At 36.9% G+C, this 18,826-nt stretch carries 9 protein-coding genes; 8 read left to right on the forward strand and 1 reads right to left on the reverse strand.

The annotated features are described in order from the left end of the window. Positions 1-22 precede the first annotated feature (22 nt). The 7 genes from M1K58_RS09000 (at position 23) to M1K58_RS09030 (ending at position 13,870) form a co-directional block, all read left to right on the forward strand. A complete protein-coding gene (locus tag M1K58_RS09000) occupies positions 23-3,634 on the forward strand; it encodes an S-layer homology domain-containing protein (protein ID WP_256758440.1) in 3,612 nt (1,203 codons plus the stop codon). A gap of 950 nt (positions 3,635-4,584) precedes the next feature. After that, positions 4,585-4,824: a hypothetical protein gene (locus tag M1K58_RS09005; RefSeq protein WP_256758441.1), complete on the forward strand. Its 240-nt coding sequence runs from the start codon at positions 4,585-4,587 to the stop codon at positions 4,822-4,824. A gap of 15 nt (positions 4,825-4,839) precedes the next feature. Beyond that, entirely contained in the window at positions 4,840-6,303 is a 1,464-nt protein-coding gene (locus M1K58_RS09010; RefSeq protein WP_256758442.1) for an ATP-binding protein, read from the forward strand. 24 nt (positions 6,304-6,327) lie between these two features. Next, positions 6,328-9,066 carry a Z1 domain-containing protein gene (locus M1K58_RS09015; protein WP_256758443.1) on the forward strand — a complete coding sequence of 913 codons (2,739 nt, stop codon included), beginning with the start codon at positions 6,328-6,330 and terminating at the stop codon, positions 9,064-9,066. Further along, positions 9,063-10,082, forward strand: a complete 1,020-nt coding sequence (locus tag M1K58_RS09020) for a PD-(D/E)XK motif protein (protein WP_256758444.1) — start codon at positions 9,063-9,065, stop codon at positions 10,080-10,082. Before M1K58_RS09015 ends, M1K58_RS09020 begins: the two co-directional genes overlap by 4 nt. 2 nt (positions 10,083-10,084) lie before the next feature. After that, entirely contained in the window at positions 10,085-12,109 is a 2,025-nt protein-coding gene (locus M1K58_RS09025) for an AIPR family protein (RefSeq protein ID WP_256758445.1), read from the forward strand. 78 nt (positions 12,110-12,187) lie between these two features. Continuing rightward, positions 12,188-13,870 (forward strand): DNA cytosine methyltransferase, encoded by a 1,683-nt coding sequence (locus M1K58_RS09030; RefSeq protein WP_256758446.1) that lies wholly within the window; start codon positions 12,188-12,190, stop codon positions 13,868-13,870. A gap of 275 nt (positions 13,871-14,145) precedes the next feature. Here the strand turns inward: M1K58_RS09030 and M1K58_RS09035 are convergent, their stop codons facing one another. Then, on the reverse strand, positions 14,146-16,170 hold the full coding sequence (locus tag M1K58_RS09035; RefSeq protein ID WP_256758447.1) for a Z1 domain-containing protein: 2,025 nt from the start codon (positions 16,168-16,170) through the stop codon (positions 14,146-14,148). A 97-nt stretch (positions 16,171-16,267) separates the two neighbouring features. On the opposite strand from M1K58_RS09035, the gene M1K58_RS09040 reads away from it, so the two are divergent. Then, positions 16,268-18,742, forward strand: coding sequence for an HD domain-containing protein (locus tag M1K58_RS09040; RefSeq protein ID WP_256758448.1), 2,475 nt, complete (start codon positions 16,268-16,270; stop codon positions 18,740-18,742). The last annotated feature ends 84 nt before the right edge of the window (positions 18,743-18,826 follow it).

An 18,826-nucleotide genomic window follows, 5' to 3' on the forward strand; every position in this document is an offset into this window, starting at 1 on the left:
TCATACAGAATGGGTGAAGCAGATGAAGAAAAAAATGATTTCAATGGTAGTGGCTTTCATATTAATTGTTACGAATACGTCAATGGCGTATGCACTAGCGCCGGTAGCAGAGGTTTACTATAGTACCGGAATAAGTACATATGATTCTAGTGATTTTGAAAGCCAGTTAAATGATGCTATTAAAGCCAAACTGATAGCAGGGGGTGTGAAATCTAAATATGTATCTATCATGGACTCAAGTGCAGACCCGGCAGCTGTAACGGATACGACACACGTGCATTACGGATATAACAGCTGGTATAACGGCAGTACCCCGGAGGTTGAAACTCCCGATTACAATCATGTTCAAATTTCCAGCGACAGGAAAACATTTACTTTTTACGGGTATACCGCACCTGCTTACAAGGATTTTATGCTGACGACTGGAAGTCCTTCTGGCAAGAAGATCATCACCTTCGATATGGATGAGTCCAAAGTGGATTATCATAGCATGGAAGGCGGAGGCTTTCTATTCAATTCGCAGATTGATAACGATGGGAAATTAAGCGGATACGCTATTTTATATGTTCAGGGCGCTGTCAAAGTGTATAAGATCAGTGGGGTAAAAGCAATTGACCTACACAATGAGACGTCGCGTGCTCTGAGTTCGGTAGCAGGAGTTACTCAAATTGGAAGTTATCCAAAAGGGGCAGACACTCACCACAGTATTAAAATTAATGTAACGGATTCGAAGCTGAATATGTGGGATAATGGAGAGCAAATCATTAGAGGCTTAACTCTCCCCGACATTTACGGTGACGAATTTGGTCCAATTGTTAGTCATGTCAGTCATGGCTGCGGAATCATCTCGATTTTTTCGTTTGATAATATGAAGTTATTCTCTACTTCGAGTAAGACGTTTGATCAAGCCGTAAATAATATCCATTGGGAGACCTATTCACCTTTACGTTATATCGTAAATATTAACGATGACCCTAGCGTGATTTTGGATGGAGGACCGAATCAAGCCAATCTGACGAACACGTTCAATAACAACGGTGCACAATATGTTGGGGTATCTAGCTCGGTATATTCAAACCTCAACACAACCTTTATCGGTAACATTCCGCAAGGCGGACTGGATGTCAATTCTGGAGGGACCAGCGCCGCTATCGTTGAAGCAATCGCTGATCGCATCGCGAATCAAATCCTCGGGAATTATAAAGCAGCTATTCTGGCTATTGAAACAGCAGAGAACGAGACAGTTATCGGGTTTAATTCCGGTGACACGAAAGATGCGGTAAAAAACAATATCACACTGAATCAAGGCGATGGTGTAACCACTGTCTGGTCCTCGGATCAGCCTTCGGTAATCGCACCCGACGGAACCGTGACGAGACCAGCTATCGCTCAATCTGGAACTTATGTGAACTTGAAGGCAACCATTACAAAAGACGGGCTTACCAGCGAGAAAACCTTTACTGTTTATGTTAAAGCGGCAGACCCGGCTCCGTTAACCACTTTGTCGTCTACAGCAGGAAATGGTCAAGTGACATTGAATTTCCCGTCTTTGATTGGCGCCTTGAATGGAGATATTGTTGTTGAACAATCTACGGACGGTACTGTCTTTACACCGGTTAGCCCATTGGAGACGTTGGATGCGTCCTCAACGAGCGCAACAGTAACCGGTTTAACGAACGGTGAAACCTACTATTTCCGATTAACAATCGGATCGGGATTGTATACAGGTCCATCCAATGTCGTCGAAATCTCGCCCTCTGAATCCTTAACTACTTTGTCGGCTGTTGCTGGCAATCAACAAGTTACATTGAATTTCCCTGCCTTAACAGGGGCATCGGCCATCGTTGTTGAACAATCTACAGACGGTATTACCTTCACTCCGGCAACGACATCGGAGACGTTGGATGCTGCTTCTACGAGCGCAATTGTAACTGGATTAACGAACGGAACAAAGTACCATATACGTTTGTCCATCGATTCGGGTAAATATGCAGGCTTGTCCAATGTTGTCGAAATCACACCTTCTGAACCATTGACCACTTTGTCAGCTGTTGCAGGCAGTCAACGAGTTACCTTGAAATTCCCTGCTTTAACAGGGGCATCTGGTATCGTTGTTGAACAATCTACAGACGGTATCACATTCACTCCGGCAACGACATCGGAGACGTTGGATGCTGCTTCTACGAGCGCAATTGTAACTGGATTAACGAATGGAACAACGTACCATATCCGATTGTCAGTCGTATCGGGTGAACATGCAGGCTTGTCCAATGTGGTTACTATTAAACCAGTTGCACCTCAATCTTCCGGAGGTGGAGGTGGAGGGCTGCCTACAATAAATACGACGAAAGTTATTGTTTCTGACCAAGCCAACGGTGGTAAAGTCGTTCAGGAAAAAATTACACAATTAATTGGAGACAACTTAAAAGTATCAGGGAAAATAAAATCGGCAAACGGCCAAGAGCTTAATGTGCCGAATATTGAGATGAATGAAGATGGAAGCTTTACGCTTCCGAAAGTTGCACCTGGCGAATATAAATTGTCGTTGAACGTTATCGCGCCCAACGGAGAAAAGCTAGCTGGTCCTGCTGGTAAATTAATTGTCGATAGTAACGGAAATGCAAGCTTATCCGTTGATCTGGTTGATCCCTATGGTACGATTCTCGATACGATAACAGATCAGCCGATCGCTGGTGTGAATATGAAATTATACTGGGCAGATACAGAGCTGAACCGTTCCAAAGGTAGAGTCCCTGGAACTCAAGTTAAACTGCCTGAGCTGCCGGATTTCTCGCCAAACAAAAACCACAACCCGCAAAGTAGCTCAGACAAAGGCGAATACGGCTGGATGGTTTACGCAGATGGTGATTACTACTTCTTAGGTGAGAAGAATGGATACATCGTTTTTGACAGCCGTGACGATAAACGTGAGATGAGCTATGGGGATGATAGCTATATTAAAGGCGGGGTCATCCATGTCGGTCAAACGATCGTAAAATTCAGCTTCTCCGCACAGCCGAAAGTGAAAGCCACAGGCAATCATAGTCCATACATGATTGGATATCCTGACGGGACTTTCCAACCGGATCGTGGAATTGCCCGATCTGAGGTCGCTGCGATCTTATCCCGTTTGTATACATCTTCAGCGAGCTCTAACAAAGTATCATATTCGGATGTGAGCGCAAATTATTGGGCTGTGGATGCTATCAAGATTGCAACCAATAATAAATGGATGGTCGGTTCCGGCAACAATACATTCAAGCCGAAGAATCAGATCACTCGAGCGGAATTCCTGCAAATACTCACGAATGTGTATAAATGGGACGTCGTTAAGGAAAGCACATACTCTGACATAACGGGACACTGGGCTGAAAAAGCCATTGCAACGGCTGAGAAGCAAGGTCTGCTGTCTGATTTTACGGAGAAGACCTTCAGTCCGAACCAACCTATTACGAGAGTAGAAGTTGTCCGGATCTTTAACCAGCTGCAGGAACGCAAGCCGTGGGACATCCATGTTGGACTGAAATGGACCGATGTTCCGGAAAGCTATGAGCATTATTCAGACGTTATGGAAGCTTCGATTCCGCATCCATTCGAGCAATTCGAGACCGGAATCGAAAATTGGAAGGAATAGAATCAATTCAATGTAAACTTATAAACAATTGATTTAGTAGGACTTTGGGGACGGATGAGAATAACAGCTCAATGTGCTGGGCCACATCGTTTGAATCCCATGTCGTTTAGAAGCACTGACCAATGTGACTGTTACTGAAGAACAAATTAATGCCTTTGCCCTCTCAGGGTGTCAGCAACCGAGAAATTCAAGATCATCAATAAATTTAATTTAGGGTGGCATAATCGTCCGTTACAGGATGAATATGCCACCTATTTTCTTGGTGTAATACATCAAACGGGATGGGCTATTGAAGAAAAAGCAGGGTACTTGGTCATCGGGGTTGATCTGGATGGTTGCAAGTATGTGCTTGGGATGTGGATGAGGAAGACGATGCTAAGTTCTGGATCGGTGTTCTCAATGACCTGAAAACCATGGTGTACAAGATATTCTCACCATGTGCGTAGACATCTGGAGGCTTCACACAAGTGATTCAGCCTTTTACTCCAAGACAGATATTTAGAAGTGTGTTATCCACCAGATCCGAAACTCCACCAGATTTGTCTCTTACCAAGATCTTAAGAACGTGTTATTTCGCAATTCTCATTCATTAACTCAATGGCTCTGTACACTTAAAGATTCAATATATATCAAGTAAATGAATATTAGGATTACTATAATAATTATATTGGAATTTCTAAATATAAAACAATATTACATAAAGAAGGAAGTATTTAAGAAAGTGTCGAATTAGTTCAAATGACCTAATTTTTCATCTTAAATAAAGCAACGAAATTTCTATATAAATAATTTTTTTTAGTAGGGTGGTTCTCTGACAAATGCGATCCCGATTCCCTTAGGTCCATTTTTAGAGCCAAAGGAAATACAGTCATGATATATGTTTATTATTAATCGAGCTGGTATGAGGTGAATTAAGGTCTGTAAAATTTATCTCACTAAGGGGATACATTATGGCACTTATAACGAAAAAAAGAACTCGAAAAACTATAAGAGACAAGGCTAAAATCCATGATCAAGTAGACGCGACTTTTTTTAGTTTCTTAGATATGGCTGGAAATAGGTATCTCCAAATAGATACATATGGGAGAGAAGAACGGGTTATACCAAATAAGATTAGCCAATCATTCCAAATTGATAGGGAAGCTGCGCTATTTCTGATTGAGTTACTTCAAAGGGAGTTTCAAGAATAGATATTTGGAGGATTTATGAGTAAAACTTATGAGCTTGTCAATCCATTTGCGGATGCTATTGTTGAGTCATTAAGAGCCGTCGGTTATAGCCTAGAAACGGCTATTTCAGACATTATTGATAATAGTATTTCAGCCGGCGCTAAAAAGATCCAATTAACATTTTTTTGGGACGTAGAACATTCGTATATTCGAATTGAAGATAATGGACGAGGAATGACGAGAGAGGAACTAGTCGAAGCAATGAGACTAGGAACGCGTAATCCTCTACAAAGCAGAAGTGAAAGGGATTTAGGCAGGTTTGGACTGGGATTGAAGACTGCCTCATTCTCTCAATGTAGAAGACTTACTGTAAAATCTAAGACTTGTAGCACGATTAATAATACACGATGCTGGGATTTAGATTTTATCCAGTTAGAAAGATCATGGGCACTTCTTGATGAAACGTTCAATGAACAATCCGAAGAAAGATTAGCTACCACGATGAACAACGAAGCAGGTACCATTATTTTATGGGAAAATATGGATAAGGTATTAGGAGAGAAAATCAATAATAAATCACACGATAATTTTTTGAAAAAAATTGAACGCACTGAGAAACATATAAGTATGGTGTTTCATCGATTTTTAAAAGGCGCACATGCCATAAATATATTCATTAATGGGAACAAGATTGTGCCGTGGGATCCGTATATGACTGATGAGATGACTACGATAGAATTTCCGGAACAATCATACTCGGATGGTAAAGGTATCATTACCATAAAACCGTATCTATTGCCTCACCATTCAAAATTGACTAAAAAGGCCTATATACTTGGTGAAGGTACTAAAGGTTGGAACGAAATGCAAGGCTTCTATATCTATCGGAACCAACGACTATTAGTAGCCGGTGATTGGCTTGGATTATTCAAGAAAGACGAATCTTGTAAGCTAGCAAGAATAATTGTAGATATACCAAATAACCTGGATGTTGCCTGGGACATTGATATAAAGAAAGCTTCAGCTAGACCACCTGATTTCATCATAGACGAATTGGCACTAATTGGACGACGGGTAAGAGAAGCGTCAACAAAAGTATACTATCACAGAGGGACTACCGTACAAAAGAGGTTAAATCAGGAAGTGATCAGTACTTGGAAGCAAGTGCAACAACACGGTAATATCTCATTTAGAGTCAATAGAGATCATCCTATTGTTTCCTCACTATTTAAGAATAATACTCAGGTTAAAAAGGAAGTTGAAGCACTACTATCATTAATAGAAGAAACAATTCCAATTGATCTTATTTCTTCCCACAGCATAAGCAACCACCAACAAGTAAGAGACGAAAAAATAAAGTTAGATGAAATCAGATATGTACTGAGCGAAGTAATTGTAGCATTAAAAGAGGGTGGTCTAGGAGACGAAGCAATAAGAAATCAAGTGTCACGAATGGATCCATTTAACAAATACCCAGAAATCATTGCAATGCTCATATAACTCTAAGGAGGTTCTCAATTCAACATGGGACAATACAAAAGTGCAAGAATTATCGCATTAACCTTATATGAACAAGAGTATAAGCAAACCCAAGATATCGATCAATCGATTAAGAATGCTGTTGAAAAAGCTATAACGCTGTTTTCAGATGTAGACAAGAATCTCCTTATAAGTGATCTTAAGGAGTCAATCAACATATCTGTTGGAAACTCATTCGTATTGCAAGGTAAAGATATTGATTATAAGCCGTGGCTAACAGCGGAAAATAAGACTCAAACAAAATGGACATTATGGGAGAGATACCGAAGATATCTATTAGAGGAGAAAAGATGGGGTACTGAGGTGGTTCAAAGTTTAGATAATACCACCGATGATATTCTTGGCCTTATTCAGAATCCAAAAGTCGACCATCCATTTGACAGAAGAGGACTTGTTGTAGGATACGTACAGTCGGGTAAAACGGCTAATTTTACAGGAGTAATAAATAAAGCGATTGATGCAGGATACAAACTGATAATTGTTCTTGCAGGCATGCATAACAGCTTAAGAAGCCAAACGCAAATGAGATTGGATGAAGAAGTTCTTGGATTTGAAACTAGCAAAAAAATAGTGGGTAAAATTCATGAAGCTGTAGCTGGAGATAAAAGAATTGGTGTAACAACACTAACTGGCGAAAATTTTGTGAATGTCGGCTTTTTGACATCGAGAGATGAAAAGGGTGATTTCAATCGTAGAGTTGCAAATCAAATCACAATTCAACCAGGGAGTATCCCGTTTTTATTAGTTGTTAAAAAGAACGCCAGCGTTTTGAAAAATTTATTAGATTATTTTCGGGATGACAGCCCATTGGCGAAGCATGATGCTAAGAGCAACTTGAAATCGGTTAGTAACGTTCCATTGTTAATTATCGATGATGAGGCGGATCAAGCCTCAGTTAACACTGGGGATATAACAGATGAGGATGGAAGTATTCTACAGGATTATGAGCCATCTAAAATCAATAAATTAATACGGGAATTATATGTAACTTTTGACCAGAGAGCATATATCGGATACACAGCGACGCCATTTGCCAATATTTACATACATGATACTGCGGTTCATGAACAATATGGAGCCGAACTGTTTCCTAGCAGCTTCATAATTAGCCTTCCCAAACCTTCGAGTTATACTGGACCTGCTGAAGTATTTGGTTTATCTGAAGATGATGATTCTGAAGAGCAACCGATCATTCGAATAGTAGATGACGGAGAACGATTGATCAAAGAGAGTCATAAGAAAACAGATGTTCCAAATATATTACCCGATTCGTTAATAAAGGCAATGTATTCATTCTTATTATCAACAGCAATCCGTCGAGTCAGAGGACAAAAAAAAGTCCATAACTCCATGTTAATCCATGTAACTAGATTCAATGTTATACAAAACAAGATCACATTAATGGTTGAGGAACAAAAGAATAAGATAAGAAGACAACTACGTTATGGTGAAGCAAGTGGAAATTCTCTTGCAATTAAGGATGAGCTGAAGTCATTATGGGTCCAAGATTACCTACCTACCAGTAAGAAAATGAGGGGAGATAAGTCTACAGAAGAGTGGGAGGATATTGAAAAGGAACTTCTTCCTGCCATGGAAAGTATCATTGTAAAAGAAATAAATGGATCTGCTGGTGATGTGCTAGATTATAAGGATAACAGTGAAGATGGTATTAACGTTATCGCTGTTGGTGGAGACAAACTGTCTAGAGGGCTTACCTTAGAAGGACTGACTGTTAGTTACTATTTAAGAGCAAGTCGTATGTACGACACTCTTATGCAAATGGGCAGATGGTTTGGTTATCGGGTAGGATATGAAGATCTGTGTAGGCTCTATACAACTAAAGACTTATTCAAGTGGTTCCGTCATATTGGTGTCGCAATGGAGGAGCTACGAGCTGAGTTTCAGTTGATGGCGTCAAGAAAATCGACACCGGATGAGTTTGGACTCCGGGTTAGGGCGCATCCAATTATGGAGGTTACAAGCCGACTGAAGATGAAAACAGGTACTCCAATGAAGATGTCGTATAAGTGTAGTATTAGTGAGACAACCATTTTTAACATGGATGAGGATGTACTTGATAGAAACTTTTCTGCAACTGAAACATTTTTACGTACATTAGGTCAGCCAGATAAAGATTTCAAGACTAAGTTAGGTCATGAGAAGAATGATAGCCATTATTTTTGGCCAAATGTTGATGGTGCCAGAGTGGTTCAATTCTTGGAGCAGTATACAACGCATTCGGATGCAGTTCGTGCAAACAGTAGACTCTTGGCTAATTACATCACAAATCAAATTGGTTACCAAGAGCTAACAGACTGGACGATAGTATTGATATCTATTAATGAGACGAAAGATTTTTACCAGAAGAGAATTGCTGATCTTGCGGTAAACTGTGTTACTAGAAACTCTGATAATACATCAGATAGGTACAATGTAACTAGCATTAGAAGGCTTGTAACTCCGAGTCATGAATTGTTAGATTTTGGCCCTGATCAGTTGGAGAATATAAAGGTGAAAAGTGATGGCGACAAGATCCAAAATATTATGGCTAGGAGAGAAAGAAGCAGCGAGAAAGGTCTGCTAATGATATACTTGTTGAATCCAACTAAGTTAGAAGTTAGTCAAACACCTGTAGGAATTGCATTAAGCTTTCCTGATAGTGAGACCGCAGCGCAGGTTGACTATGTAGCCAATAATGTTTATATGGAGAATGAGTTGTTATGACTGAATATAAACAGATATGGTCAGAGTTGGATCAAGACAAACGTATCAAGGAAAATAAGGAGTTACTCGCTAGATTAGTTACTGATCGATCGGAGATCAAAATATTCTTCGCTACAGAAGGATATCTAGGCCATCGTTATATTTTAATTAAGCTACCCAATAAGTGGTCAAATGATATTGTTCAAAACCTTCCCATCTGGAAGGGGATTTCTATCGAACAAGCGTCAATGAATATATTAGATCATAATATTTCATGGTACTTGATTATTAAGAATAATTTTGAAGAAATAAAGAACATTTTTGAGGCATTCATTGGAAATGTATGTGACAATTTACTTCAGGCAGATGAGGAAGTAAAAATCCTAGAGATAGTAGAGCAAACATTGAGTCATTGGAAGTCATTTTTTGAAGAGTATGGTTTTACGGGGTTATCGGATTCAGCTCAGCGTGGACTATATGGCGAACTATGGTTCCTGAGATGTCTAATTAAAGAAAGTCCGTTATCAACAGTTAAGCTAGTGGAGAGATGGAAAGGACCAAACCGGAAAACTCATGATTTTAGCAATAAATCCATTGCTGTTGAAATTAAGACATCTACTGCGAAAAAGCATCACAAGTTTCAGGTGTCTGGAGAAAAACAGCTGGATGATAGGGGGTTAAAAAAATTATATCTTGTTTTTTTATCCTTTGCTGAAATGGAATCAACTGGAGAATCCTTGAATGGAATAATTGAATGGCTGATAGTCTCCCTTGATGCGTTTCCTGCGGCGCAAAATCTGTTTAAGGAAAAGCTGTTTCAAGTTGGTTATTCTATTGCACATTCTTCTCTCTATACGACCGGTTTCATTAATAGGGAAGTAAGGACGTTTTTGGTGCAAGAAGGCTTTCCTCGACTATTATCTGAGAATTTGCCTGACGGTCTAGGTGATCTTACTTATTCTGTCGCTGTAGCATCATGCAGAGATTATGAAATTCCTCTAAATTTAGCTATAAGCGATATTTCGGGAGATGATTAAGAATGTCAGTTGAAAAATTCTCGCAGGATTTTTTAGAAAATATATTGTTAGAAGCCGAGGCTAATGGAGAATTCCATGAAAATATATTCACTCAGCACTTTTTGGAATATTTGATTGAGGCTGATGAGTGCATAGAGCCACAAATATGTCATTATAAGAAGCCAGGATTAAAGCTTAACGCTTATGATTTACATGAAGATAATGATACTTTACTTATCTTTGTTTCAGTATTTGATAATCTATCGTACAACAGTAAAATCTCCAAAAAAACTCTTGGAGATGAATTTGAGCGCGGAAAAAGGTACTTCGAGAAGGCAATTAAGGGCTTTGGTTCTACTATGGAAGAATCAAACGAGATATTTGATACAACAAATTTAATATATACCCTTAAAGATGACTTGAAACATGTGAAAATTTATATTATCACAAATGGGATCGCTGTTCCTGAAATCTTTCCTGATAAAAATATAGGTGATATCACATTGTCTTTTCATATTTGGGATATCGAAAGATTGTATCAGTTTACAAATAGCGAGGGTGGTAGAGAAGAGCTCGTTATTGATTTTGAAAAGGAGTTTGGTGGTGTCATCAAATGTCTGAAGGTAGCCAAGGAAAATGAAGTTTATAATGCCTACCTAGCTATAATGCCAGGTAATGTATTAGCAAATATATATGAAAAATGGGGACAGAGGTTAATTGAAAGGAATATTCGATCTTATTTGCAGGCAACAGGAAATGTAAACAAAGGAATGCGAGATACTATTCGAGATAATCCCTATATGTTCATGGCATATAATAACGGCATATCTACGACGGCTGAAAGTGCATCCTATAAAGATCATGAGGATGGCTCTATTGATTTGATTTCGTTGACAGGATGGCAGATTGTAAATGGTGGACAAACTACTGCGTCGTTATATCAATCGCTAAAGAATAAAAATGATTTAAGTGATGTTTTTGTACAAATGAAGCTCACAATACTTAAGGATAGTGAAAAGACAAATACAATTGTGCCATTGATCTCACGTTATGCAAATAGTCAAACGAAGATTAATATTTCAGACTTTAATTCCAATGACAGTTTCCATATTGAACTTGAAAAACATTCGCGTGAGATATGGGCCCCTAATAAAGACATTAGAGGAAAGGCAACAACAAAATGGTTCTATGAACGTGCTAGAGGACAGTATATGGTTGAATTGGGCAGACTCAATACCCCAAAGCAAAAATTAGAGTTTAAAAATCAACACCCAAATAAACAAAAATTAGTGAAAACTGCTGTTGCTAAATTTGAAATGTCGTGGATACAGGAGCCCCATATTGTCAGCAGAGGAGGAGAGACGAACTTTGCGCAATTCACAATAAAAATCTCAAATGACCCTGCGAGCTTTGTACCTAATGAGCAGTATTTTAAGAGATTGATAGCAAAAGCAATATTGTTTCAAACATGCGATGATATTGTAAATAAGCTTGATTTTGGTGGGTATAAGGCGAATATTGTTACTTACTCAATTGCCATTTTATCATATTTAGCCTCCGATAAAATTAACTTAGATTTGATTTGGAAAAAACAAGTAGTAAGTGATGACATCCAGAAAGCACTTCGCAAGATAGCGAATTTTGTATTTAAGCATATTACCAATCCCCCTGTAGCTGGAACTAATGTCACTCAATATTGTAAACAAGAAGTTTGTTGGATTAAATTGAAAAGTAAGACTGAGCAACTAAATTTGTCTTTCACCGATGTTAAAGAGGAATCAAGTATTGAATCGGAAGAAGAATATGTAGAAGTTGAAAGTGTGATAGCTTCAGCAAGTGAGAATGATGAAATTTATACAGCGGCTTCGGATATTTGGTATGACTTATTTAAATGGGCAAGAGCAAATAATTACTTTAATGTCTGGGAACGCAATTTTATTTATTCAATAGGCAGAATCATATTGGATGGAAAGCAACTTACAAATAGACAACTTGTTCAAGCAAAAAAGATTTATTCTGAGGCGATAGTGTTAGGATTTAAAAATTAATAAAGTAAAACAAGAGGATTATTCAAGTTACTGTCGAATTTATTCATAGGAACAAACGTTCGGTCGAGGGTGGGCTATATGAGAGAAATGCTAATTGTGGATTTATTTTCAGGTGCTGGTGGTATGAGTTTGGGGTTCAAACAAACAGGAAAAATTAAAACTTTATTTGCTGTAGAAAATAACCCGAATGCAAAAAAAACTTATAAGCACAATCACGGCGAAGATTTGCTTGTACTGGATAATATTATTAAAGTTAATTTTGAGGAGTTAGCATTAACATTATCAAACAAAGAAATGTCGGTCGATATTGTTATTGGAGGTCCTCCTTGTCAGGGGTTTTCTAATGCAAATAGACAAAAAAATACATTGATTTCAAGTAATAATCAACTAGTGAAACATTACTTGCGAGCCATAGAACATCTTAGACCTAAAGCCTTCGTTATGGAGAATGTTAAAATGATGGGTTCACGTACTCATAAGTTTTTCTATAGTCCAGAAGATTTAAATGAGCTTCAATGTTTGGGGTTTGAAAAGAAGTTAAAGTCTGAGGAGTATCCGTTAGCCAAAAGCACACAATTTGATCAGGAACTACTACAGTTTCTTAACAATATATTGGATTGTGAGAGATATTGTCTAAAAAAAGAAATTCACCAAAAACTCGTATCAATTCTCAAAAATGCATCAAGTGAGACAAAGTTTAATAATTATATTCAGAAAAACAAATCTATGATTGAATTTATTTTAAGGTCATGGGATGAATACCATAGAGATATCTGGTCAGATACTTACAGGGAATATTGGAACGCGACAAAAGAATCTCTTACGAATTATGTGAACTCATCAGTAAATTACGTTGGTGTAATTGAATCGATTAGAACAATAGTTGAAGTACAGAAAGTGTTCTATAAAATGCATGAAATTGAACAGAACATGATTGAATATCAACCTATTAAAGAATTACATGGTGAACTAGTGATCAATCTACGTACGTATAATGTGCTGGAATATGTATTGGCCAAACTTAAGTCACTTCAATATGAAATTGAAAAAGGAGTCCTGAATTCAGCTCATTTCGGAGTTCCACAAGAGCGGGAGAGACTCTTTATAATTGGAGTTAAGAAGGAAAGTATTGCACCGACAAAACATGTGAAATTACCTGAAGGATATCTAAAAGAAAAAAATCAATATAATACTGTCTATCATGCTATCCAAGACCTCGAAAAATTTGCGCCGAAAACGAATTGTGATGCCGAACCGATTCCTAAGGGAGACAGAGTATCGAGTCACCCGTTGACACGCTATTTAGATGATAATGACACTCTTAATAATCATGTCATGACAGATACAAGAGACACGGCACTTCAGAGGTTTGAAAAAATTAGCCAAGGGCAAAACTTTCATAATTTAAGCGATGAGGATAAAACGACTTACTCCGATCCAAGTCGTACACAAAATACTATCTATCAAAGATTAAATTACAATGCCCCCTCAGGAACAGTGTTAAATGTAAGAAAGTCTATGTGGATTCATCCAATAATTAATAGAGCAATTAGTATTAGAGAGGCAGCGCGTTTGCAGTCTTTCCCAGATAGTTTTAGATTTGTGGGATCTAAGGACTCGCAATATCAACAGATTGGTAACGCGGTTCCCCCATTACTTGGGCGAGCCGTCGCTGAACAAGTGTTAGATATTATGGGAATTGAAGTTCAAACTAAGTTAGCTGATGAGTTGCAACTAAGGGTTACACAAATAACAGTATAAAAAGTAAAAGCCAAGTTGATGTTAGAAATCACAATGAGGCTTTTACTTTTTATTATTTGAAAATAAGCCCTTGAATAATAGCGATTCATATTTGGTTTAATTTGTTCACTATGAAGATTCAATCGTTATGAATTAAGTAGGCGATTTATGATTACACAGCACTATTCTTAAGGTTAGAAGGTTATTGCAGGTAAGCACCTCGGAAAGTCAAGTCTGCTATAGTGTTTGCACGTCTAAATTATAATTAATATTGAATTTCATAGTGTAATCGTTAATTAAGTTACAACATTATTCAAATTAAAAATAATGCTTTGGCCTTTGGGAAATTTAAACATGGGAATCCAAAACCGTTCACCTTCCCAATCCTTTGATTTATTTCCAATTAATCTATATAGAATGAGCATTGGAATAGTATCTACTGAATTATGCTTTATAAACTCATTTACTTCTTCAGACAAAATAGCCCCAATACCCTCTCGTTTTTCACTATACCCAATATCATTGTCAAGTGAATAATAGAAATGTCCCTTTTCTATATTATTCTCAGATAGCCAATCTAGGTATTGAACAATTACTTTACTATTCCAGCCTCCATTTTTAATAACAGGTATTTTATTCAGGAGTTGAATAATATCTTTTACAGAGATATCGTATAGTTTTTGTGATTCAGGGAATTTTCTTGTGACAAAGTTATCGATTTCTTTGGTAATCCCTTCTACAAAGCCTCTGCGGAATTCCGGAACTTTAGGAAAGTAAATGGATCCAGCCTGAAAGGCACCAACTGCTTTTGGTATAACATTGGGGCGTGTAGGTTTTAATTTATTGAAGTCTAGATATAGAGTGTTTTGTATTCCATTTTTATCGATTATCTCTCTCTGTGTTTTATCATGAATAGAAACAGTCTCAAATAAATCAGCGAGATCATTAGGGATAAAGATACGTGTGACATCTAAATCTCCTGATCGATAACCACACATTCTAGCATGTTGTATGAGTGTATCCACTTGTGGAGATGTTGAATGTCGTCCATAGTAAGTAGTGAGTAGTCTAGGAATTGTTAGCCCCCTACTGAACTTGTTACCCCCAATTAAAATGTTATATCTATAGTTTGAATTTATCTCATTATCAGTAGAAGAATTAAGAACTCTTATACTACTGTTAACAAGATTTCGAGAAAGCATTAATAAGACATGCTCGAAATCGACCTTTCCATCAACATTAAATGTTTTAGTCAAGTCTAAGTATTCTTCTCTCAATAGAAAATATATATCATTATTTAATTTGTTCTTAATTGTCAACTTCAAATCGGTTTTAAACCTGTCTATAAAATATTTGATTTTCTCGTGTACCTTTTGTAGCGGACTTATATGACATAAGAAGCTATAGCTCTGTGGCTTTTTCGTCAATTGAATTTCTGTCAACATCTTTAAGGTGGCTGCTACATAAAAAGAGCATAAGGCTTGTTTTATACCGATGGGCACATTGTAATCGATAAAATTTTCAATTTCATTATCGGTAAATAAGGTGAGTTCATCCTTTTGTAATTCTCTAATTACATTTTCCCTATTTTCAAGAAACAAAGTTTCTAATCCAATATATCCATTACCAACAGTAGCCAACTCTACAAAACTGGGGGATAAAAAGTCTGTTTGCAATATTATTGCTTGTGGTGTTGCTGTTACCTGCAAAAATAAATTTAGCTTTTGTTTTGATATAATGTTTTTGAGGTGCTGATTAATAGTGCTGGGCGGTTTATCTTCAAAACGCTGATTAGTATTTAATCCAACAGCATCTGCTTCGTCATCTATAATTAAAGTGGGAATAGTACATGCTTCATACTGATCAATGAACTCTAGTAACTTAGTGAGGTCTGAGGGATTCTTTTTACATATTACAACTACGCCTTCATCATCTAATGTTTCCTTTATATACTCATAGGGTTCATAAAGAATTGTACTTATGTGGTTAACATACATTCCTTGTAAAGATTCTTGAGATCGATTTAGGGTTTGTTGCTGTAAATCATTATTGTTATCTGTAAGTAGTATGAAAAACTTATAACCATTATCTGAAGCAATTGCAATTGTCATGTTTATAATATTTGTTTTTCCACTCTGGACTAACCCGTAAAGGAGACCTAGTTTACTATCATTATCAAATTCAGGACAAGGAGCATGTTTAAATATCCTTTTAGCGGTGGAGATTAAATCTGATGTAGAGTTTTCGCCAATATCCTCAACTAATAAACTCTTGAAATTATTTACATGGAAGCCATCTTCAATAATATCTATGTAGCTCATTATTAATGGACCCCCTTAATATAGATTCTACCTACTCTGTATAATATATGGTATCATTTTACTCAGGTAAATAGTAGTAAAAAGGGGACAAGCTTTGATGACAGTCAATGCAAATGATGATTGGAGACCAGAGGTAGTTAATCATCTGAATACCTCAGTATTTTATAATGAATTAATAAGTAGACAAGGAGCAAACTCGGCTGTTGGTTCTTTAATAACTATTATCAACGATTCTTGCTATTATGCATACCAAAGAACAAAAGTAATAATTAGATATATGGAACAATATACATTGCATGATGGTGATCATCTATTTAGAGTTTTGAAGTTAATGGAAAAAATTGTGCCAGTTGAGGAAGTAAAGGAACTCGGTAATCTTGAATTAGCCTTATTGATTTTAAGTGCATTTTTTCATGATATAGGTATGGCACCAGATTCAAATGAAGTTGAAATTTGGCTCGGTCGCATTAGTAGTAATGATATGACCCCTGAACAAAGACAACAAAAATTTAAGTATGAGAAATACTGTTCTACAAGTCCTTCACTTCAAAGAAGGGTGAATAGAAATATCGCGACTGGAAACCATCAGCAAGTAGTACTTCTTGAAAAACATCAACTATCTGAATGGATAAGAAAAACACATGCTGATAGAGCAAGAGAAATTGTCAACTCACAGAGAGCAGACTTTAAGTATAAAGATTGTAATTTCGCTTCTATTTTAGGAGAGATTTGTGTCAGTCATAACGAAAATCCCTACTCTTTGCTACGGGAAGACAATAATATTAACCCAAATTTATTAATCTCCAATGGAGAGTATGTAAATGTTCCATATATAGCAATAATATTAAGACTTGCTGATATACTTGATTTTGATTCGAAAAGGACTCCAAAGGTATTGTTTGATCATATTGGAGTGAAAAATCCTATTAGTCTTGCTGAGTGGCAAAAGCATAGATCAATAGATGGTTGGAACATATCTTCAGAACAAATAACTTTTTCAGCTACATGTGACCATCCTGCGATTGAGAGATCGATTAAAGACTTTTGTAACTACATTGAGCAAGAAATTGCAAGTTGTCATGGTGTCCTAAGAGAATTGAACTATACCTATGATAGAAGGCATCTGAGAGAAAAGTATAATATCAATGTATCAGCTCCTGTTAAGCCACAGATAAGAATTGCAGAAGACGATTTTGGGAAACCTAAGTACCACTATATTGACGCATATTTTAAACTTAATCAGTCAGAGATTATAGAGCTATTGATGGGGACGAATCTATATGGAGATACATCATTTGCTTTACGTGAATTGATCCAAAATTCGCTAGATACTTGTCGTTTCCGTTCAATAAAAGAAAACGATTGGGGTAATCTCTACCGGCCTCAAATAAGTATCAGGTTTAATCGTGAGGATTCCGTTGACATATTGGAAATCGAAGATAACGGTATGGGAATGGATGAAGATATAATAAAAAAATATTTTTCGAATGTCGGTTCTTCATATTATAGATCCGATGAGTTTTATCAAGATATGGCAATTGCATCCAACTCTTTCACTCCTATCTCGAAGTTTGGTATTGGCTTTTTGTCAGCATTTATGGTGTCTGATTCAATTGAAGTAGATACTGTAAGGAAAACAGATCGCTATCAAATATCCGAACAACCATTAAATATCGAAATAGAGGGAGAATCGGGGATATTCTTGGCCAAAATTGGTTCGAGGGAACATCCAGGAACTAAAATTAAATTGTATTTGAAAGAAGGGCATCCATTTGGATATCCAAATGAGAAACAAGCTGACTCAAGGTTATTGAAAATATTAAATGAAGTTATTCGATATAATTCAACTGAAATTGTCGTTGAGACTGATGAATTTATAGTGAATTATGATTCTTATGGAGAAGAGATTGAAGTATTTATTACTGAGGATATTGCCGAGTATACTAAAGAGATTCAACTGCCGCTAGATGGTTTAATAGATGGGCTATCAGGTACACTCAAATGTATTTTTTTGTTTGATGATAAAGTAATAAAGGAAATAAAAATGCCTAAAAAGACTTATACAGATGAAAATGGACAAATCACAGAATATTCAAGAAGTTTTATTTGTGAAATGGGTTCTATTAATGAAGTTACGAATTTCGTTACAACTACTACAAAGAAATCCATCTCATCTAGAGGATACTTAACAATGGGAGGTATTAGTATAAGTGATAAATTGTTTGTTAATAACAGTGAAAAAATAAATAATGATAATAATTTAGGAACATTCATATGGCCATTCCCTGTTATTTACGACATTAAACTTTCTAATGAAGTGGTAATTAACTTAACTGCTTCCAGGAATAATATCATAATTGATGATAAGTGGTCGGAGTTTAAGGATATTTTATGCAAAGTCGTGGCAATTAGATTAATTGAAACTATCGAGGATGAAAGTATTATTGGAAGTTTGATTCAACTTGTCTCAAATGGTATTGAAGCAGAAGAATTAAAAAGGCACTTAATTTTACAATACGGTGAGTATGCTTCCAAAACGGCAAAGGAACGAATTGGTGGTAGCCCTATTTAGTGGGAGTTGGAAAAAGTCGAAATTGCGGACTGGCTCGTGATATTATCCCCTTCAAGTAGACACTCGAAAAAACCTCATGATATC

The sequence above is a fragment of the Cohnella sp. WQ 127256 genome (assembly GCF_024519285.1).
GTDB lineage: Bacteria > Bacillota > Bacilli > Paenibacillales > Paenibacillaceae > Cohnella.

Excerpts from the sequence above, each read along its gene's own strand:
- M1K58_RS09000 (WP_256758440.1), top strand. The coding sequence starts at position 23 with ATGAAGAAAAAAATGATTTCAATGGTAGTGGCTTTCATATTAATTGTT.
- M1K58_RS09005 (WP_256758441.1), top strand. The coding sequence starts at position 4,585 with ATGGCACTTATAACGAAAAAAAGAACTCGAAAAACTATAAGAGACAAG.
- M1K58_RS09035 (WP_256758447.1), bottom strand. The coding sequence starts at position 16,170 with ATGAGCTACATAGATATTATTGAAGATGGCTTCCATGTAAATAATTTC.
- M1K58_RS09010 (WP_256758442.1), top strand. The coding sequence starts at position 4,840 with ATGAGTAAAACTTATGAGCTTGTCAATCCATTTGCGGATGCTATTGTT.
- M1K58_RS09020 (WP_256758444.1), top strand. The coding sequence starts at position 9,063 with ATGACTGAATATAAACAGATATGGTCAGAGTTGGATCAAGACAAACGT.
- M1K58_RS09015 (WP_256758443.1), top strand. The coding sequence starts at position 6,328 with ATGGGACAATACAAAAGTGCAAGAATTATCGCATTAACCTTATATGAA.
- M1K58_RS09040 (WP_256758448.1), top strand. The coding sequence starts at position 16,268 with ATGACAGTCAATGCAAATGATGATTGGAGACCAGAGGTAGTTAATCAT.
- M1K58_RS09025 (WP_256758445.1), top strand. The coding sequence starts at position 10,085 with ATGTCAGTTGAAAAATTCTCGCAGGATTTTTTAGAAAATATATTGTTA.
- M1K58_RS09030 (WP_256758446.1), top strand. The coding sequence starts at position 12,188 with ATGAGAGAAATGCTAATTGTGGATTTATTTTCAGGTGCTGGTGGTATG.